This is a genomic window from Variovorax sp. RA8, from assembly GCF_901827175.1.
In the GTDB taxonomy this organism is placed as follows: domain Bacteria; phylum Pseudomonadota; class Gammaproteobacteria; order Burkholderiales; family Burkholderiaceae_C; genus Variovorax.
Genome location: NZ_LR594662.1, coordinates 3,814,693 through 3,837,518 on the forward strand (window position 1 = coordinate 3,814,693; position 22,826 = coordinate 3,837,518).

The 22,826-nt window shown below is 67.7% G+C and carries 21 protein-coding genes; 13 read left to right on the forward strand and 8 right to left on the reverse strand.

The genetic code is table 11. The features are described 5' to 3' along the window. Positions 1 to 13: 13 nt before the first annotated feature. Positions 14 to 322 (reverse strand): phosphopantetheine-binding protein, encoded by a 309-nt coding sequence (locus tag E5P3_RS17825; RefSeq protein WP_174263079.1) that lies wholly within the window; start codon positions 320 to 322, stop codon positions 14 to 16. Between the two features lie 110 nt (positions 323 to 432). Here E5P3_RS17825 and E5P3_RS17830 point away from each other — a divergent pair, with 110 nt between their 5' ends. Further along, entirely contained in the window at positions 433 to 1,953 is a 1,521-nt protein-coding gene (locus E5P3_RS17830) for a helicase HerA-like domain-containing protein (RefSeq protein ID WP_162587188.1), read from the forward strand. 66 nt (positions 1,954 to 2,019) lie between these two features. On the opposite strand, the gene E5P3_RS17835 is transcribed toward E5P3_RS17830, so the two are convergent. Then, a complete protein-coding gene (locus E5P3_RS17835; RefSeq protein ID WP_162587189.1) occupies positions 2,020 to 2,661 on the reverse strand; it encodes a DUF1109 domain-containing protein in 642 nt (213 codons plus the stop codon). After that, positions 2,658 to 3,212 (reverse strand): sigma-70 family RNA polymerase sigma factor, encoded by a 555-nt coding sequence (locus E5P3_RS17840; RefSeq protein ID WP_162587190.1) that lies wholly within the window; start codon positions 3,210 to 3,212, stop codon positions 2,658 to 2,660. The genes E5P3_RS17835 and E5P3_RS17840 overlap by 4 nt, the downstream gene beginning before the upstream one ends. A gap of 175 nt (positions 3,213 to 3,387) precedes the next feature. On the opposite strand from E5P3_RS17840, the gene E5P3_RS17845 reads away from it, so the two are divergent. From E5P3_RS17845 to E5P3_RS17900, 12 genes are all read left to right on the forward strand, one after another. Continuing rightward, positions 3,388 to 3,678, forward strand: coding sequence for a BufA1 family periplasmic bufferin-type metallophore (locus E5P3_RS17845; RefSeq protein WP_162587191.1), 291 nt, complete (start codon positions 3,388 to 3,390; stop codon positions 3,676 to 3,678). 25 nt (positions 3,679 to 3,703) lie between these two features. Next, positions 3,704 to 4,555 (forward strand): MNIO family bufferin maturase, encoded by an 852-nt coding sequence (gene bufB / locus E5P3_RS17850; RefSeq protein ID WP_162587192.1) that lies wholly within the window; start codon positions 3,704 to 3,706, stop codon positions 4,553 to 4,555. Then, positions 4,552 to 5,322 (forward strand): HvfC/BufC N-terminal domain-containing protein, encoded by a 771-nt coding sequence (locus tag E5P3_RS17855; protein WP_162587193.1) that lies wholly within the window; start codon positions 4,552 to 4,554, stop codon positions 5,320 to 5,322. The genes bufB and E5P3_RS17855 overlap by 4 nt, the downstream gene beginning before the upstream one ends. Before the next feature lie 71 nt (positions 5,323 to 5,393). Further along, positions 5,394 to 5,804 carry a DoxX family protein gene (locus tag E5P3_RS17860; protein WP_232073474.1) on the forward strand — a complete coding sequence of 137 codons (411 nt, stop codon included), beginning with the start codon at positions 5,394 to 5,396 and terminating at the stop codon, positions 5,802 to 5,804. Positions 5,805 to 5,870: 66 nt separating this feature from the next. After that, positions 5,871 to 7,214 carry a GTP cyclohydrolase II gene (locus E5P3_RS17865; protein ID WP_162587195.1) on the forward strand — a complete coding sequence of 448 codons (1,344 nt, stop codon included), beginning with the start codon at positions 5,871 to 5,873 and terminating at the stop codon, positions 7,212 to 7,214. After that, positions 7,211 to 8,620, forward strand: coding sequence for a DUF1688 family protein (locus tag E5P3_RS17870; protein WP_162587196.1), 1,410 nt, complete (start codon positions 7,211 to 7,213; stop codon positions 8,618 to 8,620). The genes E5P3_RS17865 and E5P3_RS17870 overlap by 4 nt, the downstream gene beginning before the upstream one ends. Positions 8,621 to 8,654: 34 nt before the next feature. Further along, the gene (gene upp, locus E5P3_RS17875) at positions 8,655 to 9,284 is read left to right on the forward strand and encodes a uracil phosphoribosyltransferase (RefSeq protein ID WP_162587197.1); all 630 of its coding nucleotides are present in this window, start codon (positions 8,655 to 8,657) and stop codon (positions 9,282 to 9,284) included. Between the two features lie 123 nt (positions 9,285 to 9,407). Beyond that, complete coding sequence (locus E5P3_RS17880; protein ID WP_162587198.1) at positions 9,408 to 10,409, forward strand: BMP family protein; 1,002 nt, start codon at positions 9,408 to 9,410, stop codon at positions 10,407 to 10,409. Positions 10,410 to 10,414: 5 nt separating this feature from the next. Then, on the forward strand, positions 10,415 to 11,971 hold the full coding sequence (locus E5P3_RS17885; protein ID WP_162587199.1) for an ABC transporter ATP-binding protein: 1,557 nt from the start codon (positions 10,415 to 10,417) through the stop codon (positions 11,969 to 11,971). A gap of 85 nt (positions 11,972 to 12,056) precedes the next feature. Next, positions 12,057 to 13,118 (forward strand): ABC transporter permease, encoded by a 1,062-nt coding sequence (locus tag E5P3_RS17890; RefSeq protein ID WP_162587200.1) that lies wholly within the window; start codon positions 12,057 to 12,059, stop codon positions 13,116 to 13,118. Next, entirely contained in the window at positions 13,109 to 14,029 is a 921-nt protein-coding gene (locus tag E5P3_RS17895) for an ABC transporter permease (protein WP_162587201.1), read from the forward strand. The genes E5P3_RS17890 and E5P3_RS17895 overlap by 10 nt, the downstream gene beginning before the upstream one ends. Positions 14,030 to 14,031: 2 nt before the next feature. Then, on the forward strand, positions 14,032 to 15,312 hold the full coding sequence (locus tag E5P3_RS17900; RefSeq protein ID WP_162587202.1) for an amidohydrolase family protein: 1,281 nt from the start codon (positions 14,032 to 14,034) through the stop codon (positions 15,310 to 15,312). An 81-nt stretch (positions 15,313 to 15,393) separates the two neighbouring features. Here the strand turns inward: E5P3_RS17900 and sbcB are convergent, their stop codons facing one another. From sbcB to icd, 5 genes are all read right to left on the reverse strand, one after another. Continuing rightward, complete coding sequence (gene sbcB, locus E5P3_RS17905; protein ID WP_162587203.1) at positions 15,394 to 16,836, reverse strand: exodeoxyribonuclease I; 1,443 nt, start codon at positions 16,834 to 16,836, stop codon at positions 15,394 to 15,396. Positions 16,837 to 16,921: 85 nt separating this feature from the next. Then, positions 16,922 to 18,379 carry a cardiolipin synthase gene (gene cls / locus E5P3_RS17910; protein WP_162587204.1) on the reverse strand — a complete coding sequence of 486 codons (1,458 nt, stop codon included), beginning with the start codon at positions 18,377 to 18,379 and terminating at the stop codon, positions 16,922 to 16,924. 80 nt (positions 18,380 to 18,459) lie between these two features. Continuing rightward, positions 18,460 to 20,778, reverse strand: coding sequence for an ATP-dependent Clp protease ATP-binding subunit ClpA (gene clpA / locus E5P3_RS17915; protein ID WP_162587205.1), 2,319 nt, complete (start codon positions 20,776 to 20,778; stop codon positions 18,460 to 18,462). A gap of 54 nt (positions 20,779 to 20,832) precedes the next feature. Next, the gene (gene clpS / locus E5P3_RS17920) at positions 20,833 to 21,192 is read right to left on the reverse strand and encodes an ATP-dependent Clp protease adapter ClpS (RefSeq protein WP_068679577.1); all 360 of its coding nucleotides are present in this window, start codon (positions 21,190 to 21,192) and stop codon (positions 20,833 to 20,835) included. Between the two features lie 220 nt (positions 21,193 to 21,412). Beyond that, entirely contained in the window at positions 21,413 to 22,672 is a 1,260-nt protein-coding gene (icd, locus tag E5P3_RS17925) for an NADP-dependent isocitrate dehydrogenase (protein WP_162587206.1), read from the reverse strand. Positions 22,673 to 22,826: the final 154 nt, after the last annotated feature.

Below are 22,826 nucleotides of genomic sequence, written 5' to 3' on the forward strand. Positions count from 1 at the left end.
CATGGATCAGGCGTCAGGAATCGCCGCGATTCTGGGCGACGTGGGCTGCGAGGCTGCGCAGGGACTGGAAGATCTGCTGGTTGCGCTCGTCGTCCGAGCGCAGCTGGAAGCCGTACTTGCGCGAGACCTCGAGCGCGACCTCGAGGATGTCGATCGAATCGAGCCCCAGTCCTTCACCGTACAACGGCGCCGTCGGCGCGATCTCGGAGGGTGCGATCTCGAGATTCAGCGACTCCACCAGAAGCACGGCCAGCTCGTTCTCCAGAGTGGACTGTTCGGGTGCATCGCCAAGGGCGGAAATGGGGGGCTGGGTCGATGACAAGAGGGACTCCGAGAACTTTTGAATGAACTATCGCACGGGGTCGGAATTATAGAAGGCGCCCCCGGGCGCCTTGGATAGACTGCGGCCAGTCCCCAACCCCGGAGCACCCCATGGCCGCCCCCCTCCTGATCGCCCGCCACGACACCATCGAATGCAACCTTCTGCCGGGGCTCGCCAATCGCCACGGCTTGATCACCGGCGCCACCGGCACCGGCAAGACCGTCACCCTGCAGACGATCGCCGAAAAGCTCTCGGCCATCGGCGTGCCGGTCTTCATGGCCGACGTCAAGGGCGACCTGACCGGCGCCAGCCAGGCCGGCAGCATCGGCGAGAAGATGGCCGCCACCCTGAAGGAGCGCGGCATCGAGCTGCCCCAGCCGCTGGCCTGCCCGGTCACCCTGTGGGACGTGTTCGGCGAACAGGGCCACCCGGTGCGCGCTACGGTCTCCGACATGGGGCCCCTGCTGCTGGGCCGCATGCTCAACCTCAACGAGACCCAGGCCGGCGTGCTGAACCTGGTGTTCAAGATCGCCGACGACAACGGCTTGCTGCTGCTGGACCTCAAGGACCTGCGCGCCATGCTGCAGCACGTGGGCGAGAACGCCAGCCAGTTCACCACCGAGTACGGCAACATCAGCGCCGCCAGTGTCGGCGCGATCCAGCGCGGGCTGCTGCAGATCGAGAGCCAGGGCGGCGACAACTTCTTCGGCGAGCCGATGCTCAACATCTCGGACTTCATGCAGACCGAGGGCGGCAAGGGCGTGGTCAACATCCTGGCGGCCGACAAGCTGATGAACTCGCCGCGGCTCTATGCCACCTTCCTGCTGTGGCTGCTGTCGGAGCTGTTCGAGCAGTTGCCCGAGATCGGCGACCCGGAGCAGCCCAAGCTGGTCTTCTTCTTCGACGAGGCGCACCTGCTCTTCAACGAAGCGCCCAAGGCCCTGGTCGAGCGCATCGAACTGGTGGTGCGGCTGGTGCGCTCCAAGGGCGTGGGCGTGTTCTTCGTGACGCAGAACCCGCTGGACATTCCGGACACAGTGCTGGCGCAGTTGGGCAACCGTGTGCAGCACGCGTTGCGCGCCTTCACACCGCGCGACCAGAAGGCGGTGAAGGCCACCGCCACGACGATGCGGCAGAAGCCGGGCCTGGACATCGAGACGGCGATCACCGAGCTGGCGGTGGGCGAGGCGCTGGTGAGCTTCCTCGATGCCAAGGGGCGGCCCAGCATCACCGAGCGCGTCTACGTGCTGCCGCCGGGCAGCCAGATCGGGCCGATCACCCCGGCGCAACGGCAGGCGCTGATCGCGAACTCGCTGGTGGCGGGCGTCTACGAGAAGGCGGAGGACCGGGAATCCGCCTACGAGAAGCTCAAGGGGCGAGCCGAGACGGCGCCGGGTGCTCCGCCTGCGTCTGCCGGCAAGCCGGGCGCCGCGGCGCCGGCCGAATCGGGCGGCGTCATGGGCAGCTTGAACGAGATCCTGTTCGGCTCGACAGGGCCGCGCGGCGGCAAGCGCGACGGTCTGGCGCAGACCATGGCCAAGTCGGCGATGCGGACGATGGGCACGCAGGTTGGCAAGGAGATCCTGCGAGGGGTGCTGGGGGGGATCTTCGGGGCCAAGACACGGCGGTAAGGCTGGGGACGATGCCCAAATCGGGCATGATCCGACCCAATCTGGGTACTGTTCGTCCGCCCGGACTCACCACCTCAGCAGCCGGTGCCCGATAAGCGCCCCCGCGAGCACCGGCACACCCATCCCCATCACATACCAGATCGCCAGGAACGGCGCCGCCAGTTCGGGGCAGTGCAAGGCGTACACCGCAGCCCCCGCCCCGGCCGACATCGCCCCGGCCGCCGCGCCGGCCAGCGCAGGCTGCGTCGGCGCGAGGCTCTTCAGTGCCGCCAGCGCAGCCACGAACACCGGCAGCGAGATCAGCGCGATGTTGAAGACACAGGTCCGCCAGGTCTGCCCCCACACCATCGCCGCGCGTTCGTCGACCGGCGCCATCAGCCACGCCGCCAGTCCCATCGCCCACACCAGCAGCACCGGCACGGCCAGGCCCAGCCAGGCCGCACGCACGCGCACACCGGGCCGCGCCAGCCGCTGCACGATCACGAAGCCGGCGACCGCAATACAGGCAGGGAACAGCAGCTTGACCCAGAACATCGGCCAGAACATGGTCTGCACCAGGTCGCGACGCGCCCCGAACTCGATCGCCATCACGGCGATCGACAGGGGCAGCCCGACCGCGAGGGCGACTGCGAAGCGCCGTGCGGCGGCGTGCCGCGGTACCGGCTCCGCGCGCGCCGCAAGCAAGGCCACAAGCTCGTCTGTTTTCATGATGAGGACTTTCCGATCTTCACTGCCAACGCCTTGAGCCCGCGATGGATGCCGACCTTGACCGCCGATTCCGACATGCCGGTCAAGCGCGCGGTCTCGGCCACCGAGAGGCCTTCCAGCTTGACGTGCACGATCGGCAGCCGATGCCGGTCGGGCAGGCTGTCGAGCAGGCCCGCCAGGTCACGCCGCGCATCGCTGGCTTCGGTCGCCGACTCTGCGAACACGGCGAGCTCGTCATCCAGAGGGTCGTGCAGTGCCTCTCGACCTGACTTGGCGCGCAACAGGTCGATCATCTTGTAGCGCGCGATCGCATGCACCCAGGCCGTCAGCGGCTGGTCGCTCTGGTAGGTGTGGCGCTGGTTGTGCATGGCGAGCAGGCATTCCTGGACAAGGTCCTCGACTTCATCGGGCCAGCCGAACAGGCGCCTGGCCAGAAAGGCGCGCAGGTGTGCGCTGAGCTTCTGCAGGAAGGCGTGATAGGCCTGGGCGTCGCCGTTCAGGCCGCGCACGAACAGGTCGTGCAGCACCGTCTCCGCATCGCTCTTTGCCATCGGGCTCCCACTGGTCATTCGTGCTTTCGGCTCCGCCGGTTACAGCCGGCGCAAAAAAAGAAATCGGGCGGATTGTGCCGCGCGCTGTAACCCGGCTCGCGCAGGCCGCGAAGTAGAAACCGACTGCGCCAGACGGTGCGGTTGCAATCTTCACTCAACCACTGGAGCACATTCCATGATCACTCGTCCCCTCGCCATCACCGCCCTCGCCCTCGGCGCCCTCGCCGCCGGTTCCGCCATGGCCCAGGACACGAAGCCGATGGCAGACAAGATGGCCGCGATGGAAAAATGCTACGGCGTCTCGATGGCCGGCAAGAACGACTGCGCCGCCGGCCCAGGCACCACCTGCGCGGGCACCTCGAAGGTCGACTACCAGGGCAACGCCTGGAAGAACGTGCCGGCCGGCACCTGCGCCACGATCAAGACGCCCAAGGGCATGGGCTCGCTGACGCCGATCAAGTCCTGATCGACCCCGCGGCCGCGTCCACCCCATGTCCTCCCCCGCGCTCACGGCCGGCCTCGGCCTCAAGGCCGAACACTACGACGCCGCCGTGTCGGCCCGGGTCGAGGGGCTGTGGTTCGAGGTGCATCCCGAGAACTACATGGTGGCAGGCGGGCCGCGGCTCGGCTGGCTCGAGGCCGTGCGCGAACGGCATCCCGTCTCGCTGCACGGCGTCTCGCTCTCCTTCGCCGGAGAGAACGAGCCCGATGCCGCGCACCTGCGCCGGCTGGCAGTGCTTGCCGAGCGCATCCGGCCCGCGCTGATCTCCGAACACCTCGCCTGGTCGGCCTGGAACGGCCACTACTTTCCCGATCTGCTTCCCTTCGCGCGCACGACCGAGGCCCTGCACCGCATCGCCGCGAACGTCGGCCGGGCGCAGGACGCGCTGGCCACGCCGATCGCCATCGAGAACCCCTCCCACTACCTGCGCTTCGACGGCCACGCCTGGGACGAGATCGACTTCCTTGCCGAGCTGGCGCGCCGCACCGGCTGCACGCTGCTGCTGGACATCAACAACGCCCATGTGTCGGCACGCAACCTGGGCTACTCGGCCGAGGCCTGGCTGGACCGCTTTCCGGCGGCGCTGGTCAGCGAGATCCATCTCGCCGGCCATTCGCACGACCCGGCGCTGGGCGAGGCCCTGCTGATCGACTCGCACGATGCGCCGGTCGCGCCCGAGGTCTGGCGTCTCTATGGCCGCTTCATCGAGCGCGCCGGCGCGCGGCCCACGCTGATCGAGCGCGACGGCAACGTGCCGTCTTTCGACACGCTGATGACGGAGCGCAACGTCGCCGAAGTTGCGCTGCGCGAAGGCACGAGCGCACTGGAGGCCCAGTCATGAGCTTCCACGACGCTTTCGCCCAGGCCCTGTTCGCGCCCGAGGCGGTCACGGACGCCGCGGTGCGGCGGCTCGCCGCGCAGCCTGCATTCGCGGTCTACCGCAACACGGTGATGAAGAGCTGCATCGATGCGCTCGAAGCCAATTTCCCTGCTGTCGCACGACTGGTGGGCAGCGAATGGTTCCGTGCCGCGGCCGCGCTGCATGCGGCGGCGAGCCCGCCGCGCGACGGACGGCTGCTGCACTACGGCGAGGGCTTCGCCGACTTTCTCCGGCACTTCGAGCCGGCCGCCGCGCTGCCTTACCTGCCCGATGTCGCACGCCTCGATGCGCTGTGGCGCGAGGTCCACGCGGCCGGGAATGCGCCAGTGCTCAATGCGGCATGGCTGGCGCGCCGTGCGCCCGATCGCCTCGCGGCCCTGGTGTTGCGCCTCCATTCGGCGGCGCGCTGGGCCTGGTTCGACGAGCAACCGATCTACAGCATCTGGGCGCGCAACCGCGGCGATGGCCACGATGGAGACGAAGAACTCTCCTGGCGTGGGGAAGGCGCACTCCTCACACGCCCCGCCGATGCCGTGACCTGGCGCGCCATCGGCCGGACCGGCTGCGCTTTCCTCGATGCCTGCGCCGCCGGCCTGCCCTTGGGCGAGGCCGCCGAGCAGGCCCTGGCCCTCGATGCCGATTGCGACCTCGCGGCGCTGCTCGAAGTCCTGCTGCGCGCCGGCGCCTTCACCACCACGCCTGACCCTTCTACCGAAAGCACGCCATGAGTTCGAACACCGCCGGATCTGCCCCCTTCGCAACCGAAGACACGCACAGCCTTCGCGCACGCTGGAATCGGATGGCCGAGCTGCTCACGCGCCTCGTCCCGCACGACCTGCTGGCGCTGGCCACGCGCGTGGGCATCGCCGCCATCTTCTTTCTCTCGGGGCGCACGAAGGTCGAAGGCTTCCTGATGCTGACGCCCAGCGCCTACGAGCTGTTCCGCACCGAGTACAGGCTGCCGCTGCTGCCGCCCGAGCTCGCCGCTCATCTCGCGGCCTACGCCGAGCACCTGTTCCCGGTGCTGCTGGTGCTGGGCCTGTTCACCCGCCTCTCGGCGCTCGCACTGCTGGGCATGACGCTGGTGATCCAGGTCTTCGTGTATCCCGATGCCTGGCCGACGCATCTCTCGTGGGCGGCGCTGCTGCTCTACCTCGTAGGACGCGGCGGCGGCGCGCTGGCGCTCGACCGGGTGTTGCGCATCGCCTAAGCCCCGCAGCACGCGGCTTGCCAGCCGCGGAAGCCCTCGCTACATTGTGTTTTTTGAGGGCCTGCAATGTCCGTTGACGCCGTTCCGACTCCTTCCTCGCCGACACTTTCCCCGAATCCCTCCGAGCCCTCTCCCTCCACGCCGGCATCTGGTTCGCCGGCCTCTTCCTCCCCGCAGCGGCCGCACATCCGCCTGACCTCGCACGCCGGCGGCATGGGCGCGCTGCCCATCCAATGGGGCGCCGCCAATGCCGCCGAGCGCGGGCCGGTGGTGGGCACCACCACCAAGCGCGCGCACCGCAACGTGATCGGCACGCACAGCGGCTCCTACAGCGTCTACCGCGCGCTGGCCGTGGCCGCCGGCGCGCTCAAGCGCGAGCACAAGGCCGACCTGACCAATACCGCGCCGACCGACGTGATCGGGCCCTATCCGCAGTGGAGCGAACCGGGCCGCATCGTCTCGCTCGACCCCTGGGGCGCGGTGGTGGCCGATGCGTTCGCGGCGGAGCTGGCGGCCGGCTACGACATCCGCCCCACCATCGCGATCACCAAGGCGCACGTGATCCTGCCCGAAGTCATCGAGGGACTGCAGAAGGGGCGGCTGGTGGCCGACGGCAAGTTCCTCACGCCCGGCGGCGCGGCCATCGTTACCAAGGCCGCGATCGAGCCAGTGTGGTACCTGCCCGAAGTGGCCCGCCGCTTCGGCTGCTCCGAGACCGACCTGCGCCGCGTGCTCTTCGAGGAAACGGGCGGCATGTACCCCGAGCTCGTGACCCGCTCCGACCTCGAGGTCTTCCTCCCGCCCATCGGCGGCCAGACGCTCTACATCTTCGGCAACCCGCGCGACCTGGCCAACCCCGAGGTCGAGCTCACGGCCCGAATCCACGACGAGTGCAACGGCTCCGACGTCTTCGGCTCCGACATCTGCACCTGCCGGCCCTATCTCACGCATGCCATCGAGGAGTGCATCCGCGGCGCGCAGCGCGGCGGCGTCGGCCTCATCGCCTACTCGCGCAAGGAAGGCCGGGCGCTCGGCGAGGTGACCAAGTTCCTGGTCTACAACGCGCGCAAGCGCCAGGTGGGCGGCGACACGGCCGACCAGTACTTCGCGCGCACCGAGTGCGTGGCCGGCGTGCAGGACATGCGCTTCCAGGAGCTGATGCCCGATGTCTTCCATTGGCTGGGCATCCGCAAGATCCACCGCCTGGTGTCGATGAGCAACATGAAGTTCGACGCCATCGCCGGCTCGGGCATCGAGATCGGCGAGCGGGTGAACATCCCCGACGAGTTGATCCCCGCCGACGCGCGGGTCGAGATGGACGCCAAGATGGCGGCCGGCTATTTCACGCCCGGCGTCGTGCCTGACGCCGAAGAACTCAAGAAGGCCAAGGGAAGGACCCTCGATCCATGAGCAAGAACATCTATGGGCTCGATCCCGATCGGCCCACTTCCAACGCCGCCGTGCGCCATGCCGATGCCGACGGCCATGTCGACCCGGCGCTCGAGTTCGTGGAAGACACCGGCCATCCCGCCGGTGCAGTCGCCTTCCTGCGCACCACGCGTGCGATCCGCATTCGCGCAGAGGCGCTGCTGGCGCGCGCGCGGCGCGGCGAATCGGAATGGTTCACCATCGGCGACGAGGCGGCGCTCGACGAGACCGCGCGCACCGTCGCGGCGGTGACGCACGAGCGCTATCCCTCCGGCCCGATCCCCTTCCACAGCCGCTGGCGCCACTTCGAGGCCGGCGAAGTGAACCGGCTCGAGGAGCTCGACCGGCTGCTGGGCGAGGTCGACCCGACGGAGCGCGCCCGCGCCCATGTCGACCTGGTGCTGGTGAGCGTGCTGCTCGATGCCGGCGCCGGACCCTATTGGCACTACACCGAGCCTGCCACCGGCAAGCGCTTCGCGCGCTCCGAGGGACTGGGCATTGCGAGCTTCCATGCCTTCACCAGCGGCCTGTTCTCCTCCAACCCCGATCGCCCCCTGCAGGCAGACGCCGCAGGGCTGCGCGGCCTGGTGACCGACCGGCTGGGCGATGCCTTCCAGGTCAGCGACACGAATCCGCTCGTGGGTCTCGCCGGCCGCGCCACGCTGCTGCGTCGCCTGGGCGAGGCGATGAGCGAGCAGCCCGAGACCTTCGGCGACGACGGCCGCCCGGGCGGCATGTTCAATGCGCTGGTCAGCCCCCTCGGCCCCAGCGCGCCGCCGACAGCGGAGGTCACGGCGCACCAGATTCTCTCGCTGCTGCTCGATTCGCTGTCGTGCATCTGGCCCTCCGCCAACCACGTCGACAGCCTCACCGCGGACGGCAGCGATGCAGCAGGCGGCATCCCTTCGGGCGATCCCGCACTGGCCCTGGGCGACTGCTGGCGTCATCGCGCCGTACACGGGCCCGGGCTCACCAACGGCTGGATGCCCTTCCACAAGCTCTCGCAGTGGCTCACCTATTCGCTCATCGAGCCCTTCGAATGGGCCGGCGTCAGGGTGCGCCACCTGGAGGCGCTGACCGCCTTGCCCGAGTACCGCAACGGCGGCCTGCTGATCGACAGCGGTGTCATCGTGCCGCGGGACAAGGCCATGCTGGAGCTCACCTGGAAGACGGGCGACGAGTTCATCGTCGAATGGCGCGCGCTGACCATCGCGCTGCTCGACGAGCTGGCGCCGCGCGTGCGCAAGGTGCTGGACCGCAGCGAGGAAGAGCTGCCGCTCGCCCGCGTGCTCGAAGGCGGCACCTGGGCCGCGGGCCGCGTACTGGCACAGCGCTTGCGTGGAGGAACGCCGCCCCTGCGCATCGAGAGCGACGGCACGGTCTTCTAGACTCCCCACTTTCGAAACGCATTCAAGCCCACCCATGAGCAACGTCCATCTCGTCGATCATCCCCTCGTCCAGCACAAGCTCACGCTGATGCGCCGCAAGGAGGCCAGCACCAACAGCTTCCGTCGCCTCCTCAACGAGATCAGCATGCTGATGGCCTACGAGGTCACGCGCGACATGCCGATGCAGGACATCGAGATCGAGACCCCGCTCGAGACCATGAACGCCAAAGTGATCGACGGCAAGAAGGTGGTGCTGGTCTCCATCCTGCGCGCCGGCACCGGCATCCTCGACGGCATGCTCAGCGTGGTGCCCGGCGCGCGCGTGGGCCACATCGGCCTGTACCGCGACCCCAAGACGCTGACCGCGGTGGAGTACTACTTCAAGATGCCGGGCGAGATGGGCGAGCGCGACTGCATCGTGGTCGATCCGATGCTCGCCACCGGCAACTCGGCAGTCGCGGCGGTGGAGCGGCTCAAGGAGCTGACCCCGAAGTCGATCAAGTTCGTGTGCCTGCTGACCTGCCCGGAAGGCATCAAGACCTTCCAGGCCGCGCACCCCGACGTGCCCATCTACACCGCGGCCATCGACCGCGAACTCAACAGCCACGGCTACATCCTGCCCGGGCTGGGCGACGCCGGCGACCGGATCTTCGGCACGAAATGACGCTCGCCCCCAGGTTGGCTCACTTCGTGTAGCCGCCCACCCCCTACCGGGGGCAACACCAGCGGCCCGGCGAAGCCGGTTCCGCGGTGTTTCCCGAATGAATTGCAACCTGAGGAGAAGCCTGTGTCCTTACGCCGTCATCTGATCGCCCGTTCAGTCGCCCTAGCCGCAGCGCTCGTGGTGTGCACACCCGGCCTTGCGCTTGCGCAGGCCAAGCTCAAGGTGGCCGCCGTCTACACGGTGCCCTTCGAGCAGCAATGGGTCGGCCGCATCCACAAGGCGCTGAAAGCGGCGGAAGCGCGCGGCGAGATCGAGTACAAGGCGACCGAGAACGTCGCCAACGCCGACTACGAGCGCGTGATGCGCGAGTATGCGCAGGCCGGCAACCAGCTGATCCTGGGCGAGGTCTTCGGCGTCGAGGCAGCGGCGCGCAAGGTCGCCAAGGACTTCCCGAAGACGGCCTTCCTGATGGGCTCGTCGCTGAAGCCGCAGGCGCCCAACTTCTCGGTCTTCGACAACTACATCCAGGAGCCGGCCTATCTCTCCGGGATGGTCGCCGGCGGCATGACCAAGACCAACAAGATCGGCATGGTGGGCGGCTTCCCCATTCCCGAGGTCAACCGGCTGATGAATGCCTTCATGGCAGGTGCGAGGGAGACCAACCCGAAGGTGGAGTTCAGCGTGAGCTTCATCAACAGCTGGTTCGATCCGCCCAAGGCCAAGGAGGCCGCCTTCGCGATGATCGACAAGGGCGCCGACGTGATGTACGCGGAGCGCTTCGGCGTCAGCGACGCGGCCAAGGAAAAGGGCAAGCTCGCCATCGGCAACGTGATCGATACGCAGGACAAGTACCCCGACACCGTGGTGGCCTCGGCGCTCTGGAACTTCGAGCCGTCGGCCGACCGGGCGATCAAGCTGGTGAAGGAAGGCAAGTTCACCGCCGAGGACTACGGCCCCTATTCGATGATGAAGCACAAGGGCTCCGAGCTGGCGCCGCTGGGCACCTTCGAGAAGAAGGTGCCGGCCGGGATCGTCGCCAAGGTCAAGGCCAAGGAGGCCGACATCCTGTCGGGCAAGTTCACGGTGAAGGTGGACGACAGCCAGCCGAAGTCCACCGCGAAATAGGCGAGATGGTGAGTTCCTGCTCCCTTCCTCTCCGGGAGAGTGAGCAAGACATCGTGCTGTCGCTGCGCAGCATCACCAAGCGCTTCGGCACCCTGGTCGCCAACGATGCGATCTCGCTCGAGCTCCGCGCCGGCGAAGTGCTCGCGCTGCTGGGCGAGAACGGCGCCGGCAAGTCCACACTGATGTCGATCCTGTTCGGCCACTACACCGCCGACGAAGGCGAGATCGAGGCCTTCGGCCGGCCGCTCGCGCCAGGCCTGCCCAAGGCGGCCTTGGCCGCGGGCATCGGCATGGTGCACCAGCACTTCGCGCTGGCCGACAACCTCAGCGTGCTCGACAACGTGACGATGGGGACCGAGCCGTTGTGGCAGCCGTTCTCGCGCCGCGGCGCCGCACGCGCCAGGCTGCTGGAGGTCTCGCAACGTTTCGGCCTGCCGGTGCAGCCGGACGCCCGGGTTGGCAGCCTGTCGGTGGGCGAGCGGCAGCGGGTGGAGATCCTCAAGGCGCTGCATCGCGGCGCGCGCATCCTGATCCTCGACGAGCCCACCGCCGTGCTCACGCCGCAGGAAAGCGAGGCGCTGTTCGGCACGCTCTCGCAAATGGTGGCCGGCGGGCTCTCGATCATTTTCATCAGCCACAAGCTGGACGAGGTGCTGCGCGTCTCGCACCGCGTGGCCGTGTTGCGCGGCGGCAAGCTGGTGGCCGAGGCGCCCACCCGCGAGACCACGGCGGCGCAGCTGGCGCTGTGGATGGTCGGCCATGCGGTCGAGGGCGTGAAGCGAACGCCGTCGCGGCAGGTGGGCGACGCGGTGTGCGTGCTCGACCATGTACGCACCGCCGGCGAGGGGCATGACCGGCTGGTCGATGTTTCCCTGAGCCTGCGCGCGGGCGAGATCACGGCCGTGGCGGGCGTTTCGGGCAATGGCCAGGTCGCGCTGGCGGAACTGCTCGGCGGCACCCGCCGCGCCACGGGCGGCAGCGTACAGCTGATGGGCCGGGCACTGCCTGCCTCTCCCGCGCGCCTGGTCCGGCGCGGGGTGGCTCGCATCCCGGAGGATCGGCACGCGGTCGGCGTGGTGGGCGACCTGCCGGTCTGGGAAAACGCAGTATCCGAGCGGCTTCGCAGCGCGCCCTTTTCACGCTGGCTCTGGGTCCGGCGCGCGGCGGCGCGTGCCCATGCGCGCCGCGTCGAGCAGGCCTTCGACGTCCGCGGCGCCGGGCTGGACGCGCCGGCGCGCTCGCTCTCGGGCGGCAACATGCAGAAGCTGATCCTCGGGCGGGCGCTGCTGGCGCCGGATGCGGCGAAGAGCAAGACTGCGCGCCTGATCGTCGCGCACCAGCCCACCTGGGGCCTGGACGTCGGCGCCGTCGCCTACGTGCAGCAGCAGCTGATCGCGGCGCGCGATGCCGGTGCCGCGGTGCTGCTGATCTCCGATGATCTCGACGAGGTGCTCGCGCTCGGCGACCGCGTCGCGGTGATGCACGGCGGGCGGCTCGGTGAGCCGCGGCCGGCCTCGGCCTGGACGCGCGAAGCGATCGGACTCGCGATGGCGGGAGCATGAGCGCAGCGCCGGGCCGCCCCAAGCAAGCGCGCGCCCCCTCGGGCGCAGCGAGGACACGAATTGCCCAGCGCGGGGGGCCACATCCGTGAGGCTGGAGCGCCGCCACCAGACCTCGCGCGCCGCGCTGCTGCTGGCGCCCGTGGGCGCGGTCGGCTTCACGCTGCTGGTCAGCGCGCTGCTGGTGCTGTGGGCCGGAGCGCCGGTGGGCCGAACCTATGCGCTGCTGCTGCAGGGCGGCTTCGGCTCGGTCTTCGCCTGGAGCGAGACGCTGACGCGCGCCACGCCGCTGATCCTCACCGGCCTCGCGGCCACCGTGGCTTTCAAGGCCCGGCTCTTCAACATCGGTGCGGAGGGGCAGTTCTATGGCGGCGCGCTGGCCGCGGTGGCGGTGGGCGGACTGCATGGCGGCACCGGCTTCGCGTTGCCGGGCTGGCTGCTGTTCCCACTGATGATGGCGGCCGCCGCCTGCGTCGGCGCGCTGCTGCTGCTCGGGCCCGCGCTGATGAAGAACAGGCTGGGCGTGGACGAGGTGGTGACTACGCTGCTGATGAACTTCATCGTGCTGCTCGGGGTCTCGGCCCTGCTCGACGGTCCGATGAAGGACCCGACGGCGATGGGCTGGCCGCAGAGCGTGTCGTTGCAGCCGGAGCTCGAGCTGAGCAGGATGGTCGCGCAGACCCGCGTCCACACCGGCCTGCTGTGGGCCGGCGCGCTGGCGGTCCTGGCCTGGGTCCTGTTCAAGTACACGGTGGCTGGCTTCGACATCCGCGCACTGGGCGCCAACGCGCGTGCCGCAGCCTTTGCCGGCGTGCCCGTCACGCGCACCGTGGTACTGGTGGCCTTGATCTCCGGCGCGCTGGCCGGGCTGGCCGGCGCGATCGAGGTCGCGGGCCGCACCAGCTATGTCACGCTGGACCTGTCGCCGGGCTACGGCTACAGCGGCATCGTGATCGCGATGCTGGCGGGATTGCATCCCCTGGGCGTGCTCGCCGCGGGCGTCTTCGTGGCCGGCGTGCAGGTGGGGGCCGACACCATGAGCCGTGCGATCGGGGTACCCACCTACATCGCGGACGTGATCGTTGCGGCCTCGCTGATCGCGGTGCTGGTGGCCACACTGCTGACCCAATACAAGCTGCGATGGAAATAGCCGAGATCCTTGGCAACCAGGCCTTCTGGGTGGCGGTGCTGCGCATCGCCACGCCCTTGATCTTCGGCACTCTGGGGGTGCTGCTGTGCGAGCGCGCCGGCGTGCTGAACCTCGGCATCGAGGGGATCATGGTCGCCGGCGCCTTTGCCGGCTGGCTCGCAGTCTATGCGGGCGCGCCGTTGTGGTTGGGCGTCGCGGTGGCAGCGCTCACCGGCGCGGTGTTCGGCCTGCTTCATGCCTTGCTGACCGTGGGCCTCGCACTGTCGCAGCACGTGTCGGGCCTGGGCATCACGCTGCTGGCGACGGCGCTCAGCTACTACGGCTACCGGGTGAGCTTCCCGAAGGTCAGCACGCCACCCACGGTCTCCCCCTTCGCACCGATGGCGTGGCTGCCCATCCCGGTGCTCGACGCGCAGACCCCGCTCACGCTGCTGGCGCTGCTGCTGGTGCCGCTGCTCGCCTATGTGCTCCACCGAACGCCGCTGGGGCTGGCGTTGCGGATGGTCGGCGAGAACCCGCAGGCGGCCGAGGGCCAGGGCGTGTCGGTGGCGGCGGTGCGCACGGGCGCGATCGTCGCCGGATCGGCGCTGATGGGCGTGGCGGGCTCCTTCCTCACGCTTTCGGCCTTCAACGCCTTCTTCTTCAACATGGTCAACGGCCGCGGCTGGATCTGCGTGGCGCTGGTGGTCTTCGCCTCGTGGCGGCCGGGCAAGGCCCTGCTGGGCGCCCTGCTGTTCGCCTTCTTCGACGCGCTGCAGCTGCGGCTGCAACAATCGGGCGACGCGCTGCTGCCCTATCAGCTGTACCTGATGCTGCCCTATGTGCTGTCGATCGTGGCGCTGGTGCTGGTGGCGCGCAAGGCCGGGTATCCGCAAGCCCTGATGAAGCCCTACCGCAAGGGAGAACGTTGAACATGCTCGATCTGCTGATCCACAACGCCACGCTGCCCGACGGGCGCGGCGGCATGTCCATCGCCGTGCAGGACGGCCGCATCGCCGAAGTAACGGCGGGCCTGGATGCACCGGCGCACGAGAAGCTCGACGCCCAGGGCCTGCTGGTCGCACCGCATTTCGTCGATCCGCATTTCCACATGGACGCCGCACTGAGCTACGGCTTGCCGCGGGTCAACGATAGCGGCACGCTGCTCGAAGGCATCGCGCTGTGGGGCGAGCTCAAGCCGCTGCTCACCGCCGAGGCGCTGGTCGACCGCGCCATGGCCTACTGCGACTGGGCGGTGGCCAAGGGCCTGCTCGCGATCCGCAGCCATGTGGACACCAGCGACCCGAGCCTGCTCGCGGTGGACGCGCTGCTCGATGTCAAGAAGCGCGTCGCACCGTACCTGACGCTGCAGCTGGTCGCCTTTCCGCAGGACGGCGTCCTGCGCACGGCGGGCGGCGTCGACAACCTGAAGCGTGCCCTGGACAAGGGCGTGGACGTGGTCGGCGGCATCCCGCACTTCGAGCGCACCATGGCCGATGGCGCCGCCAGTGTGAAGCTGCTGTGCGAGCTGGCCGCCGAACGCGGGCTGCCGGTGGACATGCACTGCGACGAGTCGGACGACCCGCTCTCGCGCCACATCGAGACCCTGGCCTTCGAGGCGCAGCGGCTCGGGCTGCAAGGGCGCGTGACGGGCTCGCACTGCACCTCCATGCATTCGATGGACAACTACTACGTGAGCAAGCTGCTCCCCCTGATCGCCGAGGCCGGCGTCGGCGTGGTCGCCAACCCGCTGATCAACATCACGCTGCAGGGCCGCCACGACACCTATCCCAAGCGCCGCGGCATGACCCGCGTGCCCGAGCTGATGGCGCAGGGCGTGAACGTGGCCTTCGGCCACGACTGTGTGATGGACCCGTGGTACGGCATGGGCTCGGGCGACATGCTGGAGGTCGCGCACATGGGCCTGCACGTGGCGCAGATGACCAGCCAGCAGGGCATCCGCCGGTGCTTCGACGCGGTGACGGCGAATGCCGCGAAGGTGCTCGGGCTCTCGGGCTACGGCGTGGAGTCGGGCTGCGACGCGAGCTTCGTGCTGCTGCAGGCGAGCGATCCCGTCGAGGCGATCCGGCTGCGTGCGCCGCGGCTCAAGGTCTGGCGCCGGGGCCGGCTGCTGGCGGAGACGCCGGCGGCGACGGCAGCGCTGCATCTGCCGGACCGGCCCGCCGCGACGAGTTGGATGGCTTCGCGGACCTGAGCGCTCGCACCGTCGTCGTCATCGTCATTTGAGCGGGACACCGGGCCGCACGCGTGCGAGTCGCCCGCGTGCGCCCTTGCTTCAGGTCGAAGGCGCGATGGCCTCGGCATATTCGTAGAGGGCGCCGAGGATCTCCTCGCCGCGCTGGTCGGCCGTCTCGGCCAGCGCATCGATCTCGGCGAAGAGCTGATCGACGTTGCGCGCGCCGCCCTCGCCTTCGAGCAGACGCACCGCGCGGTGCGCTTCCCAGCGCGCCGCCTGCTCGGCATCGAGCGTCTCGGGAAAGTTGCGCGCGCGGTAGCGGAACACCAGTTCCTCCAGCCGCGGGTCGTCGAAACCGGTGCGCGCGCGCGCCAGCTCGGCTGGCGACAGGCCGCGCAGTTGCGTCAGCCGACGCCGGTCGTCGTTGCCGACGAAACCACCATACAGGTCCTCGTCGACATCGGGCGTCTCTTCGCGCGGCCGCTCGTAGACCTGCGGCCAGATCGCGCTCATGTCGGGCAGGGCCGCCGCCCGCGCAGCGTGGCGCATCGCCGTATCCAGATCGATGCCCCAGCGCGTCGCCATGGCCGGCGCGAGCGTCTTGAGGTTGCCGACCACCATCGGCGACTTGTTGAGGTGCACACCCTTCAGCGGCAGGCGCAGCACGCCTTCCGGCAGATCGGCACTGCGCGTGAAGAGGCGCAAGCGCAGGGTCGCAACGTCGAGGTCGCGCAACTCGCTCGGGTCGTGCGCGAGGTCCCAGGCAAGCAGCTCGTTCTTGTTGGTCGGATGGCTCGCCAGCGGCCACATCACGGCCAGGCAGCCTCGTTCGGCCGGGAACATGCCCGAGACGTGCAGGAAGGGCCGCGCCGTCTCCCGCATGGCCGGCAGCCCAAGCTCAGCAGCGACACGGTCCTTCTTGCGCAGTCCCAGCGCGAAGTCGAAGAGCTTGGGCTGGCGCGTGCGGATGAGGCGCGCCAGCGCGATGGTGGCGCGCACATCCGACAGCGCATCGTGGGCCGCCTCGTGCAGCAGCCCGTTGGCGCGCGCCAGGTCTTCCAGCTTGAAGCTCTGCGACGCGTCTTCCTTCTTGGGCCACTCGATGCCCTCGGGGCGAAGCGCATAGCACAGCCGCACGACATCGAGCAGGTCCCAGCGACCGCAGTCGTTCTGCCACTCGCGCGCGTAGGGGTCGATGAGATTGCGCCAGAACAGGAAGCGCGTCACCTCGTCGTCGAAGCGGATGGTGTTGTAGCCCACGCCGATGGTGCCGGGCTGCGAGAACGCGGTTTCGATCTGCGCGGCGAACTCGTGCTCGGGCAGCCCGCGCTCGAGGCATAGCTGCGGCGTGATGCCGGTGATCAGGCAGGCCTGCGGGCTCGGCAGGTAGTCCGGCGCAGGCTTGCAGTAGATCATCAACGCATCGCCGATCTCGTTGAGCTCGGCATCGGTGCGGATAGCGGCGAACTGCGCCGGCCGGTCACGCCGCGGCACCGCCCCGAAGGTCTCGTAGTCGTGCCAAAGAAAAGTCTGCTTCGTCATCAAGGTGATTTTTCTCCCTCTTTCTTACTTTTGCGCGTCCGCGAAACCTTCGCGTCCTCTCTCCGGCAATCCATCGCGCTCCCTGCTAGAGAAGCGGCGAGAACAGCCGGGCAGTGGCATCGCCAAGACGGCGCAGAAAACTCTGGCGCCGCTGCCCACGGACCACGGAGGCGCTGTGCAGGTCGGTCTCGAACTGCGCAGCGAGCGGCGCGGCGAGCGCCGGGCCGTAGATCACGGCACACACCTCGAAATTGAGCCGAAAGCTGCGATTGTCGAAGTTGGCGGTGCCGATCATCGCGCAGTTGTCGTCCACCACCAGCGTCTTGGAATGCAGCATGCGGGCCTTGTACTCCCAGATCTTGACGCCGGCGGCGATCAGCTCGTCATAGTAGGAGCGGGCAGCGGCGCTCACGATCAACGAATCGCTGCGGCGCGGCACCAGCAGGCGAACATCCACGCCGCGCAGCGCAGCGCTGGTCAGCGCCATCAGGCCCGGTTCGCCGGGCACGAAGTACGGCGTGGTGAGCCACGCGCGATGCGTGGCCGAATGGATGGCCGCGAGATGGATGCGATGGATGGCTTCGAGGGTGCTGTCGGGACCGCTGGTGACGATCTGCACGGGAATGTCAGCCGCGCCGTCCTGGCGCGGCAGGCGCGGCAGCAGGACGTCAAGGGCCTTGATGATGCGGCGCGGATCTTCGCCGGTCGCGTAGGTCCAATCCTCGAGGAAGGTGGTCTGCAGCCAGCGCACCGCGCTGCCTTCGATACGCAGGTGGGCGTCATGGTAGGCGTCGGCCCTGATGCGGCGGTCTTCCTCGTCGGTGATGTTGACGCCCCCGGTGAAGCCGACGCGCCCGTCGCACACCACGATCTTGCGGTGGGTGCGGTAGTTGGTGACGGGCCGCAGCCGCCGGCCGATGCGGGTATCGTGGAACAGCGCGACTTCGATACCGGCCTCGAGCATGGGTGCCATGAAGCGGCGCCCGATGCGCTTGGAGCCCAGCGCATCGAGCAGCAGGCGGACGGTAACGCCATGGCGCGCCCGCTCGATCAGCAGGTCGCGCAGCGTCGTGCCGGTCTTGTCGGGTTCGAAGATGTAGTACTCGAGGTGGATGTGGTCGCGCGCCTGGCGGATCGCCTCGAAGATAGCATCGAAGGTGCGTGCACCACCCGACAGCAGCTCGGCGGCCGTCGCGCTCGATACCGGCAGGCCGCAGGCCGCCGTGCCGAGCGCGGCCATCTGGCGCAGCGCCGGCGGCGCCCGCTCGGCCGCCGCGCGCAGGCTCGCCACATCGGCCGGCGCCTGGGCGATGGCGCGGCTGCGCAGCCGCTTGAGGCGCTGCTTCTTCAGCCGCTGCGGCCCGAGGAAGTAGTAGATGAGAAATCCCGCGAAAGGCAGCAGCGCCAGCGAGAGGATCCAGCTCATCGTCGAGACCGGCGCGCGCTTCTGCATCACGATCCAGACGGAAAGCACCGCGATGTAGCCGCTCCACGCGAGGGAGAGGCCGGTCTTCCATTCCTGGCTGAGCTCGGGGAGTATCAAAGGGCGAAGGGTTCGTGCAACAAAAAAGGCCGGTAGCGCGAATGCTACCGGCCTTGGGACTCAGTCCCTCGGATCTCTGATCAGCCCGTGGCAGCCTCTTCGGCTTCGGGCTTGGCCCGCCCTTCCTTCTTCGGCAGCGGCTGGATGTCCAGCTGGACCTCTTCCTTGTCGTCGAGGTCGACGGTGAGACGGCCGCCTTCCTGCAGGCGTCCGAACAGCAGCTCGTCGGCCAGGGCGCGGCGGATCGTGTCCTGGATCAGGCGCTGCATCGGGCGTGCGCCCATCAGCGGATCGAAGCCCTTCTTGGCCAGGTGCTTGCGCAGCACGTCGGTGAAGGTGACATCGACCTTCTTCTCGGCCAGCTGCGTCTCGAGCTGCAGCAGGAACTTGTCGACCACGCGCAGGATGATCTGCTCGTCCAGCGCCTTGAAGCTAACGATCGCGTCCAGGCGGTTGCGGAATTCCGGCGTGAACAGGCGCTTGATGTCGCCCATCTCGTCGCCCGACTGGCGCGGGTTGGTGAAGCCGATGGTCGCCTTGTTCATGGTCTCGGCGCCCGCGTTGGTGGTCATCACGATGATCACGTTGCGGAAGTCGGCCTTGCGCCCGTTGTTGTCCGTCAGGGTGCCGTGGTCCATCACCTGCAGCAGCACGTTGAAGATGTCCGGGTGCGCCTTCTCGATCTCGTCGAGCAGCAGCACGGCGTGCGGCTTCTTCGTGATGGCCTCGGTCAGGAGGCCGCCCTGGTCGAAACCGACGTAGCCCGGAGGCGCGCCGATCAGCCGGCTCACCGCGTGGCGCTCCATGTACTCCGACATGTCGAAGCGGATCAGCTCGATGCCCATGATGTAGGCCAGTTGCTTCGCCGCCTCGGTCTTTCCGACGCCGGTGGGGCCGCTGAACAGGAAGGAGCCGATCGGCTTGTCGTCGCGGCCCAGGCCGGAACGCGCCATCTTGACGGACGAGGCCAGCACCTCGAGCGCCTTGTCCTGGCCGAACACCACGCTCTTGAGGTCGCGCTCGATGTTCTGCAGCTTGCCGCGGTCGTCGTTCGAGACGTTGGCCGGGGGAATGCGCGCGATCTTGGCGACGATTTCCTCGACCTCGCTCTTGCTGATGGTCTTCTTGCGCTTGTTCGCGGGCAGGATGCGCTGGGCGGCGCCGGCCTCGTCGATCACGTCGATCGCCTTGTCAGGCAGGTGACGGTCGTTGATGTACTTGGCGCTCAGCTCCGCCGCGGCCTGCAGCGCGGCTACGCCGTACTTCACGCCGTGATGCTCCTCGAAGCGCGACTTCAGGCCCTTCAGGATGTCGACCGTTTCCTGCACGGTCGGCTCGACCACATCGACCTTCTGGAAGCGACGCGACAGGGCCGCATCCTTCTCGAAGATGCCGCGGTACTCGGTGAAGGTGGTGGCGCCGATGCACTTGAGCGCACCGCTGGACAGGGCGGGCTTCAGCAGGTTCGACGCGTCCAGCGTTCCGCCCGAGGCCGCGCCGGCACCGATCAGCGTGTGGATCTCGTCGATGAAGAGGATCGCGTTCGGCTTGTCCTTGAGCGACTTGAGCACGCCCTTCAGGCGCTGCTCGAAGTCTCCGCGGTACTTGGTGCCGGCCAGCAGCGCGCCCATGTCGAGCGAGTACACGTGGGACTCGGCCAGGATCTCCGGCACGTCGCCCTGCGTGATGCGCCACGCCAGGCCCTCGGCGATGGCGGTCTTGCCGACGCCGGCCTCGCCGACCAGCAGCGGGTTGTTCTTGCGGCGGCGGCACAGGATCTGGATCACGCGCTCGACCTCGTACTCGCGGCCGATCAGCGGATCGATCTTGCCGTCCTTGGCCATCTGGTTGAGGTTCTGGGTGAACTGCTCGAGGGGGGACGACTTCTCGTTCTTCTCGCCGCCGCCTTCTTCGCCCTCGGATGCGGATTCGCCGCTGCTCTTGGTGGCCTCAGGCGGGTCGCTCTTCTTGATGCCGTGGGCGATGAAGTTCACCACGTCCAGGCGCGTCACTCCCTGCTGGTGCAGGTAGTAGACGGCGTGCGAGTCCTTCTCGCCGAAAATCGCGACCAGCACGTTGGCGCCGGTGACTTCCTTCTTGCCGTTGCCCGTGGACTGGACATGCATGATGGCACGCTGGATCACGCGCTGGAAGCCGAGCGTGGGCTGGGTGTCCACGTCGTCGGTACCCGCCACCTGCGGCGTGTTGTCCTTGATGAAATTGGTGAGCGACGCGCGCAGGTCGTCGACGTTGGCCGAGCACGCTCGCAGAACTTCCGCGGCACTCGGGTTGTCCAGCAAAGCGAGCAGAAGATGCTCCACCGTGATGAACTCGTGGCGCTGCTGCCTGGCTTCCACAAAAGCCATGTGCAAGCTGACTTCCAGTTCCTGGGCAATCATGTGATTTCCTTTTTGCCTTGCTGTAAATAAATCTCAGATGGGTTGGAGCGCGATTTATTCAACCGGTTCACTGACGCATTGCAGCGGATGCCCCGCCTGGTGCGCCGCCTCCATCACCTGATTGACCTTGGTGGCCGCCATGTCGCGAGAATAAACGCCACAGACACCGCGCCCGTCGAGATGGATCTTGAGCATGATCTGGGTAGCGGTCTCGCGGTCCTTGTTGAAGAACTCCTGGATCACGACGATCACGAACTCCATGGGCGTGTAGTCGTCATTGAGCATCACGACCTGATACATCTGTGGCGGCGCGGTCTTCTGCGGGCGCCGCTCGATCACGACCGCATCGCCATCATCCCGCCCCGGCGTCACGGCCGGGGGCTTGGGAGGAGTCGAGGGGATTTTGGTAGCCATGAAAATCATTTTATCGAGCCGCCCGCTGCTTGCAGTGCCCGTGTTGGCACAACTGGTGCCAGCTTTGTGACATTCAAGACGCGGGCGCCTGGATTGCCCCAAAAACGCATGCAAGCAGCGTGCCCTTCCGGCAATTTTCGGGGTCAAGCAAAGAAAAAAAAGCCCCGGCGCCTTGCGGGCCGGGGCCGGGCTGCCAGCGCCATCGCGCTGCGCGACCGCTTTACATGTTGTCGATCATGACCTGCCCGAAGCCCGAGCAGCTCACCTGGGTAGCCCCGTCCATCAGGCGGGCGAAGTCGTAGGTGACTTTCTTGCTGGCGATGGACTTTTCCATGGAGCGGATGATCAGGTCGGCGGCCTCGGTCCAGCCCATGTGGCGCAGCATCATCTCGGCCGACAGGATTTCGGAGCCGGGGTTGACGTAGTCCTTGCCGGCGTACTTGGGCGCCGTTCCGTGGGTGGCTTCGAACATGGCGACCGTGTCGCTCAGGTTGGCGCCCGGGGCGATGCCGATCCCGCCGACCTGGGCCGCCAGCGCGTCGGAGACGTAGTCGCCGTTCAGGTTCAGGGTGGCAATGACGCTGTACTCGGCCGGGCGCAGCAGGATCTGTTGCAGGAAGGCGTCGGCAATCGAGTCCTTGACGATGATTTCCTTGCCGGTCCTGGGGTTCTTGAACTTCATCCAGGGGCCGCCGTCGATCAGCTCGGCGCCGAACTCCTTGGCCGCCAGGCCGTAGGCCCAGTCGCGGAAGCCACCCTCGGTGAACTTCATGATGTTGCCCTTGTGCACGATCGTCACGCTGGGCTTGTCGTTGTCGATTGCGTACTGGATGGCCTTGCGCACCAGGCGCTCCGTGCCCTCGCGCGAGACCGGCTTGATGCCGATGCCCGAGGTGTTGGGGAAACGGATCTTCTTGACCCCGAACTCGTCCTGCAGGATCTTGATGAGCTTCTTGGCCTTCTCGCTTTCAGCCTCGAATTCGATGCCGGCGTAGATGTCCTCCGAGTTCTCGCGGAAGATCACCATGTTGGTCTTGTGCGGCTCCTTGACCGGGCTGGGCACGCCTTCGAAATACTGGATGGGACGCAGGCAGACGTACAGGTCGAGTTCCTGGCGCAATGCGACGTTCAGGGAGCGGATACCACCGCCCACCGGGGTGGTCAGCGGGCCCTTGATGGAGACCACGTAGTCGCGCACCGCATGCAGGGTTTCCTCCGGGAGCCAGACGTCGGGACCGTAGACCTTGGTCGACTTCTCGCCGGCATAGACCTCCATCCACTGGATCTTCTTCTTGCCCCCGTAGGTCTTGGCCACCGCCGCATCAACCACCTTGATCATCACAGGCGTGATGTCCAGGCCGGTGCCGTCCCCTTCGATGAAGGGGATGATCGGCTGGTCAGGCACATTGAGGGAGTTGTCGGCGTTGACCGTGATCTTCTGGCCTTCGGCCGGGACTTTGATGTGCTGATAGCTGGACATGAGAGTAAGAACTCCGGGGGATGAATTGAAGGCAGGAAGACACTATGTTTCCAGCCGGCTGAATAGCCGTAGAATTTTAGACGCAACCTGAGGAGCTGGAAGGCTTGTCAACCGTGGCCTTATAGCCCTCGTTGTTGACGGACCTTCTGCTGGA

Bases quoted from the DNA above. Each gene is read 5' to 3' on its own strand.
- E5P3_RS17830 (WP_162587188.1), top strand. From the start codon at position 433: ATGGCCGCCCCCCTCCTGATCGCCCGCCACGACACCATCGAATGCAAC.
- E5P3_RS17835 (WP_162587189.1), bottom strand. From the start codon at position 2,661: ATGAAAACAGACGAGCTTGTGGCCTTGCTTGCGGCGCGCGCGGAGCCG.
- E5P3_RS17840 (WP_162587190.1), bottom strand. From the start codon at position 3,212: ATGGCAAAGAGCGATGCGGAGACGGTGCTGCACGACCTGTTCGTGCGC.
- E5P3_RS17845 (WP_162587191.1), top strand. From the start codon at position 3,388: ATGATCACTCGTCCCCTCGCCATCACCGCCCTCGCCCTCGGCGCCCTC.
- bufB (WP_162587192.1), top strand. From the start codon at position 3,704: ATGTCCTCCCCCGCGCTCACGGCCGGCCTCGGCCTCAAGGCCGAACAC.
- E5P3_RS17855 (WP_162587193.1), top strand. From the start codon at position 4,552: ATGAGCTTCCACGACGCTTTCGCCCAGGCCCTGTTCGCGCCCGAGGCG.
- E5P3_RS17860 (WP_232073474.1), top strand. From the start codon at position 5,394: ATGGCCGAGCTGCTCACGCGCCTCGTCCCGCACGACCTGCTGGCGCTG.
- E5P3_RS17865 (WP_162587195.1), top strand. From the start codon at position 5,871: ATGTCCGTTGACGCCGTTCCGACTCCTTCCTCGCCGACACTTTCCCCG.
- E5P3_RS17870 (WP_162587196.1), top strand. From the start codon at position 7,211: ATGAGCAAGAACATCTATGGGCTCGATCCCGATCGGCCCACTTCCAAC.
- upp (WP_162587197.1), top strand. From the start codon at position 8,655: ATGAGCAACGTCCATCTCGTCGATCATCCCCTCGTCCAGCACAAGCTC.
- E5P3_RS17885 (WP_162587199.1), top strand. From the start codon at position 10,415: ATGGTGAGTTCCTGCTCCCTTCCTCTCCGGGAGAGTGAGCAAGACATC.
- E5P3_RS17895 (WP_162587201.1), top strand. From the start codon at position 13,109: ATGGAAATAGCCGAGATCCTTGGCAACCAGGCCTTCTGGGTGGCGGTG.
- E5P3_RS17900 (WP_162587202.1), top strand. From the start codon at position 14,032: ATGCTCGATCTGCTGATCCACAACGCCACGCTGCCCGACGGGCGCGGC.
- sbcB (WP_162587203.1), bottom strand. From the start codon at position 16,836: ATGACGAAGCAGACTTTTCTTTGGCACGACTACGAGACCTTCGGGGCG.
- clpA (WP_162587205.1), bottom strand. From the start codon at position 20,778: ATGATTGCCCAGGAACTGGAAGTCAGCTTGCACATGGCTTTTGTGGAA.
- clpS (WP_068679577.1), bottom strand. From the start codon at position 21,192: ATGGCTACCAAAATCCCCTCGACTCCTCCCAAGCCCCCGGCCGTGACG.
- icd (WP_162587206.1), bottom strand. From the start codon at position 22,672: ATGTCCAGCTATCAGCACATCAAAGTCCCGGCCGAAGGCCAGAAGATC.